15 protein-coding genes are annotated in these 16,451 nt (G+C 57.1%); 3 read left to right on the forward strand and 12 right to left on the reverse strand.

Translation table 11 applies throughout. From position 1 onward, the window contains the following. Positions 1 to 14: 14 nt before the first annotated feature. The 10 genes from atpA to mnmG form a co-directional block, all read right to left on the reverse strand. Positions 15 to 1,559, reverse strand: coding sequence for a F0F1 ATP synthase subunit alpha (atpA, locus tag P3C29_RS05725; protein WP_003213549.1), 1,545 nt, complete (start codon positions 1,557 to 1,559; stop codon positions 15 to 17). A gap of 21 nt (positions 1,560 to 1,580) precedes the next feature. After that, positions 1,581 to 2,117 (reverse strand): F0F1 ATP synthase subunit delta, encoded by a 537-nt coding sequence (locus P3C29_RS05730; protein ID WP_003213551.1) that lies wholly within the window; start codon positions 2,115 to 2,117, stop codon positions 1,581 to 1,583. A 12-nt stretch (positions 2,118 to 2,129) separates the two neighbouring features. After that, positions 2,130 to 2,600, reverse strand: a complete 471-nt coding sequence (locus tag P3C29_RS05735) for a F0F1 ATP synthase subunit B (protein WP_008439543.1) — start codon at positions 2,598 to 2,600, stop codon at positions 2,130 to 2,132. A 56-nt stretch (positions 2,601 to 2,656) separates the two neighbouring features. After that, the gene (atpE, locus tag P3C29_RS05740; RefSeq protein WP_002555987.1) at positions 2,657 to 2,914 is read right to left on the reverse strand and encodes a F0F1 ATP synthase subunit C; all 258 of its coding nucleotides are present in this window, start codon (positions 2,912 to 2,914) and stop codon (positions 2,657 to 2,659) included. A 133-nt stretch (positions 2,915 to 3,047) separates the two neighbouring features. Beyond that, complete coding sequence (gene atpB / locus P3C29_RS05745; protein WP_010168470.1) at positions 3,048 to 3,917, reverse strand: F0F1 ATP synthase subunit A; 870 nt, start codon at positions 3,915 to 3,917, stop codon at positions 3,048 to 3,050. A gap of 16 nt (positions 3,918 to 3,933) precedes the next feature. Further along, the gene (locus tag P3C29_RS05750) at positions 3,934 to 4,341 is read right to left on the reverse strand and encodes a F0F1 ATP synthase subunit I (RefSeq protein ID WP_010168472.1); all 408 of its coding nucleotides are present in this window, start codon (positions 4,339 to 4,341) and stop codon (positions 3,934 to 3,936) included. Between the two features lie 148 nt (positions 4,342 to 4,489). Then, on the reverse strand, positions 4,490 to 5,362 hold the full coding sequence (locus tag P3C29_RS05755; protein WP_063033750.1) for a ParB/RepB/Spo0J family partition protein: 873 nt from the start codon (positions 5,360 to 5,362) through the stop codon (positions 4,490 to 4,492). A gap of 9 nt (positions 5,363 to 5,371) precedes the next feature. Next, a complete protein-coding gene (locus P3C29_RS05760) occupies positions 5,372 to 6,169 on the reverse strand; it encodes a ParA family protein (RefSeq protein WP_003213559.1) in 798 nt (265 codons plus the stop codon). 18 nt (positions 6,170 to 6,187) lie between these two features. Beyond that, positions 6,188 to 6,832 carry a 16S rRNA (guanine(527)-N(7))-methyltransferase RsmG gene (rsmG, locus tag P3C29_RS05765; protein ID WP_093203411.1) on the reverse strand — a complete coding sequence of 215 codons (645 nt, stop codon included), beginning with the start codon at positions 6,830 to 6,832 and terminating at the stop codon, positions 6,188 to 6,190. Continuing rightward, positions 6,829 to 8,721 carry a tRNA uridine-5-carboxymethylaminomethyl(34) synthesis enzyme MnmG gene (mnmG, locus tag P3C29_RS05770; protein ID WP_010168477.1) on the reverse strand — a complete coding sequence of 631 codons (1,893 nt, stop codon included), beginning with the start codon at positions 8,719 to 8,721 and terminating at the stop codon, positions 6,829 to 6,831. The genes rsmG and mnmG overlap by 4 nt, the downstream gene beginning before the upstream one ends. 586 nt (positions 8,722 to 9,307) lie before the next feature. On the opposite strand from mnmG, the gene P3C29_RS05775 reads away from it, so the two are divergent. The 3 genes from P3C29_RS05775 to P3C29_RS05785 all read left to right on the forward strand — a co-directional run bounded on the left by P3C29_RS05775 (position 9,308) and on the right by P3C29_RS05785 (position 13,293). Further along, on the forward strand, positions 9,308 to 9,814 hold the full coding sequence (locus P3C29_RS05775; RefSeq protein WP_275964069.1) for a sigma-70 family RNA polymerase sigma factor: 507 nt from the start codon (positions 9,308 to 9,310) through the stop codon (positions 9,812 to 9,814). Further along, on the forward strand, positions 9,814 to 10,758 hold the full coding sequence (locus P3C29_RS05780) for a FecR domain-containing protein (protein ID WP_275964070.1): 945 nt from the start codon (positions 9,814 to 9,816) through the stop codon (positions 10,756 to 10,758). Before P3C29_RS05775 ends, P3C29_RS05780 begins: the two co-directional genes overlap by 1 nt. 93 nt (positions 10,759 to 10,851) lie before the next feature. Next, positions 10,852 to 13,293 carry a TonB-dependent siderophore receptor gene (locus P3C29_RS05785; RefSeq protein WP_275964071.1) on the forward strand — a complete coding sequence of 814 codons (2,442 nt, stop codon included), beginning with the start codon at positions 10,852 to 10,854 and terminating at the stop codon, positions 13,291 to 13,293. Positions 13,294 to 13,316: 23 nt separating this feature from the next. On the opposite strand, the gene mnmE is transcribed toward P3C29_RS05785, so the two are convergent. After that, on the reverse strand, positions 13,317 to 14,687 hold the full coding sequence (gene mnmE / locus P3C29_RS05790) for a tRNA uridine-5-carboxymethylaminomethyl(34) synthesis GTPase MnmE (protein WP_275964072.1): 1,371 nt from the start codon (positions 14,685 to 14,687) through the stop codon (positions 13,317 to 13,319). An 80-nt stretch (positions 14,688 to 14,767) separates the two neighbouring features. Then, positions 14,768 to 16,450 (reverse strand): membrane protein insertase YidC, encoded by a 1,683-nt coding sequence (yidC, locus tag P3C29_RS05795; protein WP_010168487.1) that lies wholly within the window; start codon positions 16,448 to 16,450, stop codon positions 14,768 to 14,770. Between the last annotated feature and the right edge of the window lies 1 nt (position 16,451).

Consider the following 16,451-nt stretch of genomic DNA (forward strand, 5'->3'; position numbering starts at 1 on the left):
GCCCCCGCTGCGGCTTACCAGGTTTGGGTGGCCTTGAACTTCTCGATACCGGCTTTGATGCCAGCGTCGATGTCGTCATTGAAGTCACCCTTCACGTTGATCTTCGCCATCAATTCGGCGTGATCGCGGTTGAAGTAAGCAATCAGCGCTTGTTCGAAGCTGCCGACCTTGGTGATTTCAACGTCGGTCAGGAACCCACGCTCAGCGGCATACAGCGACAGCGCCATGTCAGCGATCGACATTGGTGCGTATTGCTTCTGCTTCATCAGCTCGGTAACGCGCTGACCATGCTCAAGTTGCTTACGGGTCGCTTCGTCCAGGTCAGAAGCGAACTGGGCGAATGCCGCCAGTTCACGGTACTGAGCCAGAGCGGTACGGATACCACCGGAGAGCTTCTTGATGATCTTGGTCTGAGCGGCACCACCCACACGGGATACCGAAACACCGGCGTTCACTGCAGGACGGATCCCGGAGTTGAACATGGCCGATTCCAGGAAGATCTGACCGTCGGTGATGGAAATCACGTTGGTCGGAACGAACGCGGAAACGTCGCCAGCCTGGGTTTCGATGATCGGCAGTGCGGTCAGGGAACCGGTTTTGCCGGTCACTGCGCCGTTGGTGAACTTCTCTACGTATTCTTCCGAAACGCGGGATGCGCGCTCCAGCAGACGGGAGTGGAGATAGAACACGTCGCCTGGGTAAGCTTCACGGCCTGGTGGACGGCGCAGCAGCAGGGAAATCTGGCGGTAAGCCACTGCTTGCTTGGACAGATCGTCATAAACGATCAGCGCGTCTTCACCGCGGTCGCGGAAGTATTCGCCCATGGTGCAACCGGAGTACGGTGCCAGGAACTGAAGTGCAGCGGATTCGGAAGCACTGGCGGCCACGACGATGGTGTTAGCCAGGGCGCCGTTTTCTTCCAGCTTGCGAACCACGTTGGCGATGGTCGATTGTTTCTGACCGATAGCTACGTAGACGCAGAAAATCCCGCTGTCTTTCTGGTTGATGATCGCGTCGATCGCCAGAGCGGTTTTACCGATCTGACGGTCACCGATGATCAGCTCACGCTGGCCACGGCCGACAGGAATCATGGCATCGACAGCCTTGTAGCCAGTCTGTACAGGCTGGTCTACCGACTTACGCCAGATCACGCCTGGAGCAACTTTCTCGACCGCATCGGTCTCGGTGTTGTTCAGCGGACCTTTGCCGTCAACTGGGTTACCCAGTGCGTCGACAACGCGACCCAGCAGTTCCTTACCCACCGGAACTTCCAGGATGCGGCCTGTGCACTTGGCGCTCATGCCTTCAGCCAGAGTCTGGTAGGAGCCCAATACAACGGCACCTACAGAGTCTTGCTCCAGGTTGAGGGCCATACCGTAGACGCCGCCCGGAAACTCGATCATCTCGCCGTACATTACGTCGGCCAGACCGTGAATCCGCACGATGCCGTCAGATACGCTGACGACAGTGCCTTCGTTACGGGCTTGGGAGGTCACATCGAGCTTGTCGATGCGGCCCTTGATAATTTCACTTATTTCGGAAGGATTGAGTTGCTGCATTGCTCTGCTGCCCCTTCAAACTCAAGATTTCAATGCTTCGGCAAGATTCGCGAGTTTGCCGCGAATCGAGCCATCGATAACCAGGTCGCCGGCGCGAATGATGACACCACCAATCAGGGTGGCATCCTCCGCAACTTGCAGGCGCACTTCCCGGTCGAGTCGTGCACTGAGAACCTTGGCGAGTTTGTCTTGCTGTTCTTGGTTCAATGCAAAAGCACTGGTCACTTCAACATCTACCGATTTCTCTTGTTCGGCCTTGTACAGGTCAAACAGAGCGGCGATCTCCGGCAGAAGCGGGAGACGGTCGTTTTCGGCAACGACGTGGATGAAGTTCTGCACTTTTACATCAAACTTGTCGCCGCACACGTCAATAAACGTGGCGGCCTTGTCTGCGCTCGTCAGTCGCGGGGCCTTGAGCACGCGCTGCATGGTGTCGTCTTGCGACACTGCTGCAGCCAGGCCGAGCATGGCTGACCAAGAGGCCAGCTGCTGGTGGGCCTGGGCGTGCTCGAAGGCTGCCTTAGCGTAAGGTCGGGCCAACGTGGTCAATTCTGCCATGATCGCCCTCGCTTAAATTTCAGCAGCCAGTTTGTTTACCAGCTCCGCGTGCGCGTTTTGATCGATTGTGGCACCCAGGATCTTCTCAGCACCGCCGACGGCCAGAGCACCCAGTTGGGCACGCAGCGCATCTTTGACACCGTTCAGTTCCTGCTCGATCTCGGCTTGAGCCTGAACCTTCACACGGTCAGCGTCGATACGGGCTTTTTCAACAGCCTCTTCAACGATCTGGTTACCGCGTTTCTTGGCTTGCTCAATGATTTCAGCTGCCTGAGCTTTCGCTTCGCGCAGTTGCTGACCCGCTTTATCTTGGGCCAACTCCAGGTCGCGAGCTGCTCGTGCGGCAGCGTCCAGTCCGTCTGCGATCTTCTTCTGACGTTCGTGCAAAGCCGCGATGACCGGAGGCCATACGAACTTCATGCAGAAAACTACAAAAATCAAGAACGCTAAGGACTGACCAATAATGGTTGCATTAATGTTCACGCCAATACCTCGCTCGTTCGTTGCACAACACACCAATCACTCGAAACAACGAGTGATTAACCGGCGAGTTGACCAACGAAGGGGTTCGCGAAGGTGAAGAACAGAGCGATACCAACACCGATCATGGTCACGGCGTCGAGCAGGCCGGCGACGATGAACATTTTAACTTGCAGCATTGGAACCATTTCTGGCTGACGCGCTGCGCCTTCCAGGAACTTGCCGCCCAGCAGGCCGAAACCAATGGCAGTACCCAGGGCGCCCAGGCCGATCAACAGTGCAACAGCGATAGCGGTTAGACCAACTACAGTTTCCATCTTTCCTCCCGACTTTTACGTCGTATGGTTTAGGTTTTTTAGATTTTAAAGCGGTAAAACAAATCGTTTCATAGCCCTTCAGGGCTACCCTCCCGTTTGACCGGGAGGGACATCAGACTAGTCGAGACTGGTCTTAATGGTTCTCTTCGTGCGCCATCGACAGGTAGACGATGGTCAGCATCATGAAGATAAACGCCTGCAGGGTGATGATCAGGATGTGGAACACAGCCCACGCCCACTGCAGAACAATGCCCAGGCCGCTAAGCCAGAGCAGACCACTGCCGAACATCACAGCGATCAGAATGAACACCAGCTCGCCGGCATACATGTTGCCGAACAGTCGCAAGGCCAGGGAAATCGGCTTGGCAACCAGGGTCACGAATTCCAGCAGGAAGTTCACCGGGATCAGCAGGGCTTGAACGAAGATGTTCTTGCTGCCGAACGGGTGCAGGGTCAGTTCGCCGATGAAGCCGCCGATGCCCTTGATCTTGATGCTGTAGAAAATGATCAACGCAAACACCGACAGGGCCATGCCCAGGGTGGCGTTAGGGTCCGTGGTCGAAACCGCACGGAATGGAATGTGCTGATCGCCGGAGATCAGGATGGCCAGCTGAGGAATCCAGTCGACCGGGATCAGGTCGACGGCGTTCATCAGGAACACCCAGACGAAGATGGTCAGTGCCAACGGTGCAATCACCGCGCTACGACCATGGAAGCTGTCCCGCACGCTGCCATCGACGAATTCGACCAATACTTCAACGAAGTTCTGCAAAGCACCTGGCTGACCGGAAGTCGCCTTCTTTGCCGCCATGCGGAAAATCAGGACGAAGATCAGACCCAATGCGACAGACCAGCCCAGAGTATCCAGGTGGAATGCCCAGAAGCCCATTTCTTTGGCTTCTGCTGCGGAGTGGGCAAAGCCCCAGCCGCCGTTGGGAAGCTGACCGAAGGTCAGGTTCTGCAAGTGGTGCTGGATATAGCCCGAAGCGGTTGTTTCTGCCATGGTTGCCTCAAACGCCCTAAGGTTTCGAAAGTCTTGTTTTCATTAGCAGGGGAGCGAACCAGCTGACCAGTTGGGTCAACACGAAGACGCCGAATACAGCCAGCGGCGCCAATGGCTTCACACCTGCAAAGGTCAGTGCAAACAGCACTGCCGTCAAAATCAGTTTCCCTGCCTCGCCGGCATAAAAAGACCGGACGATAGCCTGGGCTGCTCGGGCGCCGGAAAACCGAAAGGCCCTGTGAGCAAAATACATATTGGGCAGCAAGGCTATCAGGCCTCCGCAGAGTCCTGAGTATCCGGCTACGACTCCATACCAATACCAGAGCGCCAAAGAGGCGATCAGTAAAATGACAAATTGAGCCAATAAAACCGGGAAAACGGCCAAGCGATGGAACGGCAACGTGTTTGGCGTGCGGGTTTCCATCACTCTTGCTCCTCAATGGTCGGCTGCCGGAAATCAATAACTTGGCATAATTTGTGCCGACAAAATGCGCGCAGAGTATAGGGGCGGTTCTGCCCCTATTCAACTGCCGGGTAGTGATTTCCGACTGCGCGCTACAGAAGCAATTGTTTCAGCGGATGTGGGCAAGGACGCCCTGAAGCTCATCCAATGAGTTATATCCGATGACCAATTGCCCTTTGCCTTTCTTGCCGTGGCGAATTTGCACCGCAGAGCCTAGGCGTTCGGCCAGGCGCTGCTCCAGTCGTGCAATATCCGGATCAGGTTTGGCGGTTTCGACCGGTGCAGGTTTGCCACTGAGCCACTGGCGAACCAGGGCCTCGGTCTGACGAACGGTGAGGCCTCGTGCGACAACGTGTCGCGCCCCCTCAACCTGTTGATTTTCCGGCAAACCGAGCAAGGCACGGGCATGACCCATTTCCAGGTCGCCATGGGAAAGCATGGTTTTGATGACTTCCGGCAGCGCGATCAGCCGCAGCAGGTTGGACACGGTAACCCGTGACTTGCCCACCGCATCCGCGACTTCCTGCTGAGTCAGTTTGAATTCCTGCTGCAAACGCTGCAGGGCGATCGCTTCCTCGATCGGATTGAGGTCTTCGCGCTGGATGTTCTCGATCAGCGCCATGGCGATGGCGGTTTCATCCGGCACATCGCGCACCATCGCCGGGATGGTTTCCTTGCCAGCCTGTTGGCTCGCGCGCCAGCGGCGTTCGCCGGCGATGATTTCAAAGCGGCCCGCACCAATCGGGCGCACCACGATCGGCTGCATCACACCCTGGGCCTTGATCGAATTCGCCAACTCTTCCAGCGCCTGGGGGTCCATGTCCCGGCGCGGCTGGTATTTGCCGCGCTGGATCAGGTCCAGCGGCAGGTGCTGCAGCTCACGCTCGTCAGCCTGCACCGCTTGTTCTTCGAGCGAAGTGACAGTCGGACCACTCAGCAGTGCATCCAGTCCACGTCCGAGACCTCGTTTCTTGACGGCCATGGGGATTCCTTAAGTTGGCTGGGCTGCAGCGGTGCGTGAATTGCGGCGTTGACGACGAACCATCTCGCCGGCCAGAGCCAGATAGGCAATGGCGCCGCGGGATGACTTGTCGTACGCCAGCGCGGGCATGCCATAGCTTGGCGCTTCGGCCAGGCGGATGTTGCGTGGAATCACGGTGTCATAGAGCTGATCGCCGAAGTGTTCCTTGAGCTGTGCCGACACATCGTTCATCAGGCTCAGGCGCGGGTCATACATGGTCCGCAGCAGGCCTTCGATTTGCAGGTTCGGGTTGAGCAACTCGGCGATACGCTTGATGTTATCCACAAGGTCGCTCAGCCCTTCCAGCGCGAAGTACTCGCACTGCATGGGGATAATCACCCCGTCGGCGGCGACCAATGCGTTCAACGTCAGCATCGACAGCGACGGCGGGCAGTCGATCAAAATGTAGTCGTAATTCTCGCGGATCGGCGCCAACGCGCTGCGCAGACGGCTTTCTTTCATCTGCATTTCCAGCAGCACCACTTCCGCCGCGGTCAAATCGCGGTTGGCCGGCAGCAGTTGATAACCGCCGTGCTCGGAAAAATGCATGGCCTGGGCCAGATCACACTCGCCAATCAGCAAGTCGTAGACCGAGTTTTCCAGGCCGTGTTTATCCACACCGCTACCCATGGTGGCGTTGCCCTGTGGATCGAGATCGATCAACAGCACCCGACGCTTGGTAGCGACCAGGGATGCTGCGAGGTTGATGCAGGTGGTGGTTTTGCCCACGCCACCTTTCTGGTTCGCTATCGCGAATACCTTAGCCATTCTTGCTTGTGTTCCCAATCATGCCGTGCGGCGCAGTATCAGCAGATGGCGTTGGCCTTGGCAACCGGGTACGGCCAAGGCGTGTTCGCTATCGAGGTGGAAGTCTGCCGGCAATGCTAACAGCTCGTCGCTTGGATGAACGCCCTTCATTGCCAGCCAACGGGTATCGCGGTCGCCAAGGTGGCGGGTCCAGTTGCTGAAGTTCTCCATGCTGCTGAAGGCCCGGGAAACAATTCCGTTGAAGGGCTGTTCAGGCGTGAAGGCTTCGACGCGACTGTGGATAACTTGCAGGTTATCCAGCTTGAGTTCGAGTTTGACCTGGGTCAGGAAGCGGGTTTTCTTGCCGTTGCTGTCCAGGCACGTCACCTGCGACTCGGGAAACAGGATCGCCAACGGGATGCCGGGCATGCCGCCGCCGCTGCCAACGTCGAGCCAACGGCCGTTTTCGATAAACGGCATCACGCTGAGGCTGTCGAGCAAATGGCGAGAAACCATTTCGTCCGGATCACGCACCGCAGTGAGGTTGTAAGCCTTGTTCCATTTGATCAACAGGGCCAGATAACCCAGCAGCAACTCGTGCTGGGCTTCGGTCAGGTCGACGCCAAGCTGGCGAGCACCTGTGGATAACTCTTCGGCGTGTTGCGAGGTGACCAACGAACTCAAGCGCTTTGCTCCAACTGACGGCCCGCGCCGCGTTTTTTCAAATGAATCATCAACAGCGAAATGGCTGCCGGCGTGACACCCGGGATACGGGACGCCTGGCCCAGGGTCTCAGGTCGAGTTATCCCCAGCTTGCTTTGAATCTCTTTCGACAGACCGGAAATATTTGTGTAATCGATATCCACAGGCAGCCTGGTGTCTTCGCTGGCCCGCAGACGAGCGATCTCATCCTGCTGGCGGTCAATGTAACCGGCGTATTTGGTCTTGATTTCGACCTGCTCGGCGACCTGTGGATCTTCTGCACCACCGCCGGTAACCGAGATCAGACCAGCGTAGTCGATTTCCGGACGGGACAGCAGATTCAGCAAGTTGTACTCGTGAGTCAGCGGCGTGCCGAATTTTTCGGCAATCGCATCGCCCTGCTCGGTACCCGGACGAACCCAGGTACTTTTCAGGCGTTGCTCTTCCAGTTCGATGCTTTCGCGTTTTTTGCAGAAGGCAGCCCAGCGCACGTCGTCGACCAAGCCCAGCTCGCGACCTTTCTCGGTCAGGCGCAGGTCGGCGTTGTCTTCCCGCAGGATCAGGCGATATTCGGCCCGGGACGTAAACATCCGGTACGGTTCCTGGGTTCCGAGGGTTATCAGGTCGTCGACCAACACACCGATGTACGCCTCATCGCGACGCGGGCACCAGCTGTCTTTGCCCTGTGCACGCAGTGCGGCGTTGGCTCCGGCCAGCAAACCCTGGGCGCCGGCTTCTTCGTAACCGGTGGTGCCGTTGATTTGGCCAGCAAAGAACAAACCGCCGATCACCTTGGTTTCCAGGCTGTATTTCAAGTCACGTGGGTCGAAGTAGTCGTACTCGATGGCGTAGCCGGGTCGCACGATGTGGGCGTTTTCCATACCGCGAATCGACTGCACGATCTGGATTTGCACGTCGAACGGCAGGGAAGTGGAAATCCCGTTCGGATACAGCTCGTGGGTGGTCAAACCTTCCGGCTCGATGAAGACCTGGTGGCTTTCCTTGTCGGCAAAGCGGTGGATCTTGTCTTCGATCGACGGGCAGTAGCGTGGGCCAATACCTTCGATCACCCCGGAATACATCGGCGAACGGTCGAGGTTCGCGGCAATGATTTCGTGGGTACGGGCATTGGTGTGGGTAATCCAGCAACTGACCTGCTTCGGATGCTGTTCCTTGGAGCCCATGAACGACATGACCGGGATCGGTGTATCGCCGGCTTGCTCGGTCATTACCGAAAAATCCACCGAACGGCCATCGATACGCGGCGGCGTACCGGTTTTCAAACGACCGACACGCAGCGGGAGTTCGCGAAGGCGCTGAGCCAGGGCGATTGACGGCGGATCACCGGCGCGACCACCGGAATAGTTCTGCATACCGATGTGGATAAGTCCGCCAAGGAACGTACCGGTGGTCAACACCACGGATTCTGCGAAGAAACGCAGGCCCATTTGCGTGACAACACCGCGTACCTGGTCCTGCTCAACGATCAGGTCATCGGCTGCCTGCTGAAATATCCACAGGTTCGGCTGGTTTTCCAGGGTTTCGCGGACAGCTGCCTTGTACAGGATCCGGTCGGCTTGAGCACGAGTCGCTCGCACGGCCGGGCCTTTGCGGCTGTTCAACACACGAAATTGAATACCACCTTTGTCGGTAGCCATGGCCATCGCGCCGCCCAGGGCATCGATTTCCTTGACCAGGTGGCTTTTGCCAATCCCGCCAATCGCGGGGTTGCAGCTCATGGCGCCGAGGGTTTCCACGTTATGCGTCAGCAACAGGGTTTTTGCCCCCATGCGTGCTGACGCCAGTGCTGCCTCGGTACCGGCATGACCGCCGCCGATGACGATCACTTCAAAACGGGAAGGGAAATCCACCACGCACCTCGTGCCTGCTTCTGTAGGTAATTAGGAATGAGCGTTCGAGATCAGGTTTTCGAACGAGTCGGCAAGTATAGGGACTTCGCCCTTCCTAAAGAACCCTTTGCACAAAATTTAACCAGCTGTGGATGAATCACGGACAATAGAAATTAAAAGAGAGAAATTTATTAAATCTTTGTTTTTATGTTTATTTCTACTGAGGCCTGTTTCTGTGGATAGATCTCTACAGGCCTTTATTTACGTTATGTACAGAGATTCAAAAGTCTGTGGTTAGGTGCCAAGGAGGCCCTTGGATAAGTGGTCTAAGCCTGTGGATTAAACAGGTGGTTATCCACAGAGGGGTTTTTCCTCAGGTTTTAGGCCCTGTTATCAACTGGGCACAGGGGCGGTTATTCACAGGGCTTAATCCACAGAAAATACGGATTACGATAAGTTTCAGGCACACGGCGGCCTCCAAGAATCTTCGGATAGGCAGGAAACGCTTCGTTTGCATTTGTGAAACGGGTTGATGGCAGGCCTATTGTGAGAAAGCGTCACGGCAGTTAATAATAGTTATTATCATTAACCTACCTCGTCACCTCTCATGCCCCTTCCCCCGCATACCATCGCAGTCCAGCACATCTATGAGCAGCACCATTCGTGGTTGCACAGCTGGCTCAAGGGAAAGTTGCATAACGCCTGCGATGCAGCCGATGTGGCACACGATACGTTCGTGCGGATCCTGGGTGGCCGCAATGCGGCGCAGATCCTTGAGCCCCGGGATTATCTGGCCACTGTCGCCAGGGGATTGGTGATTGACCGCTATCGCCGCCGCGCCATTGAACAAGCCTATCTGCAAACCCTCGCAGACTGGCCAGAAGCAACCGCAATCAGTGAAGAAGACAAGGCGATCATCATTGAAACCCTCGTGGCTGTGGATAAAGCCTTGCATGGGCTGGGTGAGCGGGCTCGGCGAATTTTCATGCTATCCCAGGTCGAAGGCCTGACTTATCAACAGATCGCCGATCAGCTGCGGGTCTCGCTGACCACCGTCAAGAAACATATGGTCCGCGCCCTGACAGAATGCGCCCTGATCATGGCGGGCGCGTAATGGCCGCCCCGGATCGCAAGACGTTCGAAGCCGCCGCCAGTTGGTACGTGCAATTTCAATCGCAACCACCGACACCTGCGGAACACAGTGCCTGGCAGCAATGGCTCAACGGCGATCCTTCCCATCAGGCGGCCTGGAACCAGATGGAACAGTTGCAACGTGGCCTCGGTGCGCTACCCAAGGATTTCACCCGTCGCGCGCTCTCGACCAGTCAACAGCGGCGCCAAGTGCTCAAGCTGATGTTGATGCTCGGCGCCGCCGGGTACTTGGGGTGGAACGTTCAACAACACACGTCCCTGGGCAACCTTTGGGCTGACTATCGAACCAAGGTCGGCGAACGACGGCGAATCGAGTTGGCCGACGGTACTCAAATTGACCTCAATACCCATACCGCTATCGACGTAATTTTCGATGGGCAGCAGCGACTGGTCCGTTTGCGTGAGGGGGAAGTACTTATCCACACCGGCAAGTCGGGGCGGCAAACACCGTTTTATGTCGAAACCCGTGAAGGCCGTATTCAAGCTTTAGGCACGCGGTTCACTGTTCGCCAATTGCAGGGGTCAACCCGGGTTGGCGTGTTGGATGACCGGGTCAGCGTGCAACCCGTCGACCAACCGGGTCATGGCCGACTGCTCGGCCCCGGTGAGACTGCCGATTTCGGCACGCTAGACGTAGGCCCCAGCCATATCTATCGCAGGAACCAAGCCGCATGGGTTGACGGGCAACTGATCGTTCTGGACGCGCGACTGGGGGATGTCATCGACGAACTCGCGCGCTATCGGCCGGGCGTCATGCAGTGCGACGCCGCATCAGCCCGGCTGCGGGTGTCCGGCACCTTCCGCCTCGATTCCACCGACGCCGTACTGGCAAACCTGCAGGTCACGTTGCCGATCCAGGTGAAGTATTTCACCCGCTACTGGGTCGCCGTTACGCTTACAGGTTAATACCGAAAAAATACTCTCAGCAGGGGTTATCTTTTTTTTACCTGGCGCGGCCCTACAGGTAATCACGATGCTACCTTCAGGGCTTACTCACACATGCGCCTTCCTACAAAATTTCGCCAGCGTCTCTCCTATCACGGCATCACGTATGGCTTGCTGCTGACCACGGCAGCGACTGCCAGCACCTTGTCATGCACCCAGGCGATTGCTGCCAGCTCGGTGCAACATTACGTGATCGCCCCCGGGCCACTCGACAATGCCTTGAGCCAGTTCGCGGCGAAGGCCAATGTGATTTTGTCATTCTCGCCGCAGCAGACGGCGCGCTTGCAAAGTCCTGGGCTGGAAGGTGACTACTCGGTGGAACAAGGGTTTGCGTTATTGCTGCAGAACTCGGGATTGCAGGCGGCGGCTCAAGGCCCCGGCAGCTATGCGCTGCAGCCGGCCACGAGCGGGGAACAACTCATGTTGGCCCCGACTACTGTCAGCGCTTATCAACAGGCCGGTTTCAATCAGGAGATTGCCGGGGACGTAGGTTACAAGGCGCAAAACAGCCGAATCGGTACCAAGACCAGCACACCGTTGTCGGAAACTCCGCGCTCGGTGTCAGTGGTGACCGGCCAGCGCATCAAGGATCAAAAATCCCAGACGCTCACCGAAGTGCTGGGCTATGTGCCGGGAATCTTTGCCCCTCCCTTTGCTGCGGGCGACGGCCTGGCCGGTGACCTGTTCTTCATTCGCGGCTTCAACGCCACGGATTATGGCTACGGCCTGCTGCGCGATGGCTTGCGAGTACAAGGCAACCGGTATGACACCACCAGCGAACCTTATGGGCTGGAAAGGGTAGAAATATTCCGTGGCCCTTCTTCCCTGCTCTACGGCGAAAATGCACCCGGTGGTCTGGTCAACCTGGTGAGTAAACACCCGACAGCTACGCCACAAGGCGAAGTTCAGCTGACCTACGGTTCGAATAATCGCCGCCAGGTGGGTGTGGATATCTCCGGTCCGTTGAACGACAACGACAATATTCTTGGACGCGTGGTGATGCTCGGCAGGAAGTCCGACACCCAGACCGATCACGTTCCCGATGACCGCCTGTATATCGCACCATCCCTGACCCTCAATTTCGACGACTACAACACCCTGACGCTGCTAGCCAACTACCAGAAAGACCACACTAATCTTGAACTTGGCCTACCTGCCGCCGGCACGTTACTGACCAACCCCAACGGGAAGCTCTCCAAGCACACCATGCTCGGTGACCCGGACTGGAACACCTTCGAACGGGAAACCTGGAGCACCGGCTACGAGTTCAGCCACAGCTTCAACGATGACTGGCAGTTTCGGCAGAACTCGCGCTACATGCAGTCGCGAATCGCCCGCCATGAAACCTGGCCAGGCAACCTGAATAATGCGGGGTTCGGCACCCAGCTGAACATGAATGCCTACGACCGCTACAACAAATCGATGGTCTACTCGCTGGATAACCAGTTGGAAGGAAAATTCCAGGTGGGTGGCCTGGAAAATACCGTGCTGTTTGGTGCCAGCTATGACCGTACCTCGTTCAGCCAGGATTGGAATGCCGGATTTGCAGGCACGATCAATGTGTATAACCCGGTGTACCTGAAGGACCCATTGACGCCTCTCGCGGTGCAAAACACGTTGCTCGAACAGCAGATGAAAGGCGTTTATGCACAGGTCCAGAGCAAGTATGACCACTGGTTATTCTTGCTCGGCGGGCGCCAGGACTGGGTCGACAGTGATTTTCGCGACAAGGTGGCCAAGGCCGGCAATATCAGCTCTGAAGACCGCAAATTCACCTATCAGGGCGGGATCATGTACCAGTTCGACAACGGCCTGACGCCGTATGTCAGCTACTCGACTGCGTTCGTCCCTGTACAGCAGATCTCCAATGCCGGCACACCGCTGGACCCGATCACCAGCAGTCAATACGAAGTAGGCCTCAAGTACGAGCCGATCGGCTGGGACACGGCGATGACGTTGTCGGTATATGACCTGCGCAAGCAGGACGACACGTACCTCGACGCCACTACCAATACCTACCGCCAGGTTGGCGAAAGTCGGGCCAAGGGCGTGGAAGTTGAGGTCAACAGCAACCTCACACCTAATTTGAACGTGACTGCGGCCTACACCTACACCGATGCTCGAATTACCAAGGATTCGGCAACGTCGCTCGTGGAAGGTCACCAAATGACCGGTGTCCCACGTAATCAGGCTTCGGTCTGGGGCAAGTACCGCTTTCTTGATGGCCAACTTAAGGGCTTGTCCGTGGGCGGCGGCATCCGCTACTTCGACAGCACTTTCGCTTACACCGCGCCTTCCCTTTACGGGAAGCTGGATGCTGGAAGCGTAACCTTGGTGGATGCCGCCATCGGTTACCAGATTGACAAGCACTGGTCGGTGGACGTGAACGCGAAGAACCTGTTCGACAAGGAGTATGTGTCCGGCTGCAACGATGCGGGCCGCTGCTATTGGGGTGAAAGCCGGACGCTACTCGGAACGGTTTCGTACAACTGGTGACGTGTCAGCTGTGGATAACCCGGCTATTTCCCGATGCAGAAGCTTGAAAAAATCCGCCCCAACAAATCATCGGAGCTGAATGCGCCGGTGATCTCACCCAACAGCTGCTGCGCTTGACGTAAATCTTCAGCCAGCAGCTCACCGGCTCCTGCCAGCGTCAGCTGCGCGCGGCCATGCTCGAGGGCGGCGCTGGCATGCCGTAGCGCCTCCAGGTGCCTGCGACGAGCGCTGAAGCTGCTTTCCGAGGTCTGCTCGTAGCCCATGCACGCTTTCAGATGATCGCGCAGCAGTTCCAGCCCCTCTCCCGCAGACTTGGCACTTAAGCTGATCGTCACGTGGCCGTCCTCACTGACTTCCAGGGCGATCGCCTCGCCCGTCAGGTCGGCCTTGTTTCGAATCAGCGTAACCTTGGCCGGGTCTGGCCGTTGTTCGAGGAATTCCGGCCACAGTGCGAACGGATCGGCCGCCTCTGGCGCGGTGGCATCCACTACCAGCAGCACACGATCGGCCTCTGTGATCGCCTTCAAAGCGCGTTCCACGCCGATCTTTTCCACCTGGTCATCGGTGTCACGCAGCCCAGCCGTGTCTACCACATGCAGTGGCATGCCATCGATGTGGATATGTTCGCGCAAGATATCCCGCGTAGTGCCGGCGATCTCGGTGACGATGGCTGCTTCTCGCCCGGCCAACGCGTTCAGAAGGCTCGACTTGCCGGCGTTGGGCCGGCCGGCAATCACCACGGTCATACCGTCACGCAGCAAGGCACCTTGCCCCGCTTCACGCAGTACTGTGGATAACTCGTCACGGACTTTGTCCAGCATCGCAAGGACATGGCCATCGGCGAGGAAGTCGATTTCTTCCTCCGGGAAATCAATTGCAGCCTCAACGTAGATGCGCAGGCTGATCAACTGCTCGGTGAGGTTATGCACACGCAGGGAAAAAGCGCCCTGCAGCGAACGCAAGGCATTGCGCGCCGCTTGTGCAGAACTGGCTTCGATCAGGTCGGCAATCGCCTCGGCCTGCGCCAGGTCGAGTTTGTCGTTGAGAAACGCACGTTCACTGAATTCGCCCGGGCGTGCCAGGCGGCAACCCAATTGCAGGCAACGCTGCAGCAGCATATCCAGAACGATCGGGCCACCGTGGCCCTGGAGTTCCAGGACGTCCTCGCCGGTAAATGAGTTCGGACCCGGGAAATAAAGGGCAATACCTTCATCGAGCACTTCTTCATCGGCCCCCAGAAAAGGCCCGTAATGCGCATACCGAGGCTTCAGCTCCCGCCCAATGACGGCCTGGGCTGCCACGCCGGCGAGCGGCCCGGAAATACGAACGATACCGACACCACCACGACCTTGAGCGGTGGCGACAGCGGCGATGGTTTCACGAGGAGCGCTCATGGCGGGTACCCGGATAAAAGTGACGGAAAGCAAAACGCCCCACTAGGGGGCGTCTTGAGTGGTGTTATCCACAGAGTAAATTACGCCTCGGCTTTTTTGGTAGCCGCTTCGATTTTACGTGTGATGTACCACTGTTGGGAGATCGACAGGCAGTTGTTAACCACCCAGTACAGCACCAGACCAGCCGGGAACCACAGGAAGAAGAAGGTGAAGATGATTGGCATCATTTTCATGACCTTGGCCTGCATCGGGTCCGGAGGCGTCGGGTTCAGACGCTGCTGGATGAACATGGTCGCGCCCATGATGATCGGCAGGATAAAGAACGGGTCTTTGATCGACAGGTCAGTTATCCACAGCATGAACGGTGCCTGGCGCATTTCCACGCTTTCCAGGAGCACCCAGTACAGCGACAGGAACACCGGCATCTGCACAAGAATCGGCAAGCATCCACCCAGCGGGTTGATCTTCTCTTTCTTGTACAGCTCCATCATGGCCTGCGACATTTTCTGCCGGTCATCGCCATGTTGTTCTTTCAGCGCGGCCAGTTTCGGGGCCACGGCACGCATACGCGCCATCGACTTGTAGCTGGCAGCCGACAGTGGGAAGAAGATCCCCTTGATCAGCATGGTCAGCAGGATGATCGAGAAGCCCCAGTTACCCACAATGCTGTGGATATGTTGCAGCAGCCAGAAGATCGGCTGGGCAATGAACCACAAAATGCCGTAATCCACAGTCAGTTCCAGACCTGGGGATAACTCTTTGAGGACCGCCTGGCTTTTCGGACCGGCATACAGCGTAGCGCTGGCTTCAGCCTTGGCACCCGGAGCGACGGTCAACGTCGGGCCAGTAAAGCCAATGATGTAGTTGCCCTGGCTGTCTTTGCGGGTTTGAACGAGGTTGGCATCACCTTTGTTCGGGATCCATGCGGTCACGAAGTAGTGCTGCAACCAGGCAACCCAGCCACCTTGAACGGTTTCTTTCAGCGCGCCTTTGTCGATATCTTTCATCGACACTTTTTTGTACGGCTCGTTACTTGTCCACAGGGCGGCGCCCAGGTAAGTCGCGGTGCCGGTGGCGGTGCTGGAAGAAGGATCGGCGCTGTTGTCACGCTTGAGCTGGGCAAACAGGTTGCCAGTCCACGGCTTCGCGCTTTCGTTGTCGATCAGGTAGGTGACTTTCAGATCGTACAAACCGCGGGTGAAGCTGAAACGCTTGATGTAGTTGACGCCGTCGTGACTGAATTTCAGGTCAACGTTCAACTGATTCTGGCCATCAGCCAGTTGATAAGTCTTCTGTTCGGTCGAATAAACCGGACGACCGGTAGCACGAGCATCCGGACCGTCAGTACCGGTCAGGCCACTTTGCGCCAGATATACACGTTCGCCGCCGTTATCGAACAGCTGGAACGGAACATCAGGATGGTCTTGGCGACGTGGATACAGCGGCAGCTTCAGCTGGGCGATATCACCACCTTGTGGATCGATAGCCAGGTCCAGTACATCCGTTTTTACATGGATGAGGTCTTTATTGGTGACGACCGGGGTTTCTACCGGGGTGCTGGTATCGGCATTCGCGCTGGGTACATCGGCACTGGCGGCAGCATTGTTACCCAGTGGCGTATCCGGAATAGCCGGCGCCGACTGATTGGTAGCAACATTCTGAGTCGGCAGGGCAGCTTGGCCATAATCCTGGTTCCACTTAAGAACCATAGAGTAGGACACGATTGCCAGGGCGACGATCAGGATCGTGCGTTTAATATCCATG

Origin of the sequence: Pseudomonas sp. 1912-s (assembly GCF_029269205.1) — a bacterium.
Lineage (GTDB): Bacteria > Pseudomonadota > Gammaproteobacteria > Pseudomonadales > Pseudomonadaceae > Aquipseudomonas.

Bases quoted from the DNA above. Each gene is read 5' to 3' on its own strand.
- atpA (WP_003213549.1), bottom strand. From the start codon at position 1,559: ATGCAGCAACTCAATCCTTCCGAAATAAGTGAAATTATCAAGGGCCGC.
- P3C29_RS05730 (WP_003213551.1), bottom strand. From the start codon at position 2,117: ATGGCAGAATTGACCACGTTGGCCCGACCTTACGCTAAGGCAGCCTTC.
- atpE (WP_002555987.1), bottom strand. From the start codon at position 2,914: ATGGAAACTGTAGTTGGTCTAACCGCTATCGCTGTTGCACTGTTGATC.
- atpB (WP_010168470.1), bottom strand. From the start codon at position 3,917: ATGGCAGAAACAACCGCTTCGGGCTATATCCAGCACCACTTGCAGAAC.
- P3C29_RS05750 (WP_010168472.1), bottom strand. From the start codon at position 4,341: ATGGAAACCCGCACGCCAAACACGTTGCCGTTCCATCGCTTGGCCGTT.
- P3C29_RS05755 (WP_063033750.1), bottom strand. From the start codon at position 5,362: ATGGCCGTCAAGAAACGAGGTCTCGGACGTGGACTGGATGCACTGCTG.
- P3C29_RS05760 (WP_003213559.1), bottom strand. From the start codon at position 6,169: ATGGCTAAGGTATTCGCGATAGCGAACCAGAAAGGTGGCGTGGGCAAA.
- P3C29_RS05775 (WP_275964069.1), top strand. From the start codon at position 9,308: ATGCCCCTTCCCCCGCATACCATCGCAGTCCAGCACATCTATGAGCAG.
- P3C29_RS05780 (WP_275964070.1), top strand. From the start codon at position 9,814: ATGGCCGCCCCGGATCGCAAGACGTTCGAAGCCGCCGCCAGTTGGTAC.
- P3C29_RS05785 (WP_275964071.1), top strand. From the start codon at position 10,852: ATGCGCCTTCCTACAAAATTTCGCCAGCGTCTCTCCTATCACGGCATC.
- mnmE (WP_275964072.1), bottom strand. From the start codon at position 14,687: ATGAGCGCTCCTCGTGAAACCATCGCCGCTGTCGCCACCGCTCAAGGT.
- yidC (WP_010168487.1), bottom strand. From the start codon at position 16,450: ATGGATATTAAACGCACGATCCTGATCGTCGCCCTGGCAATCGTGTCC.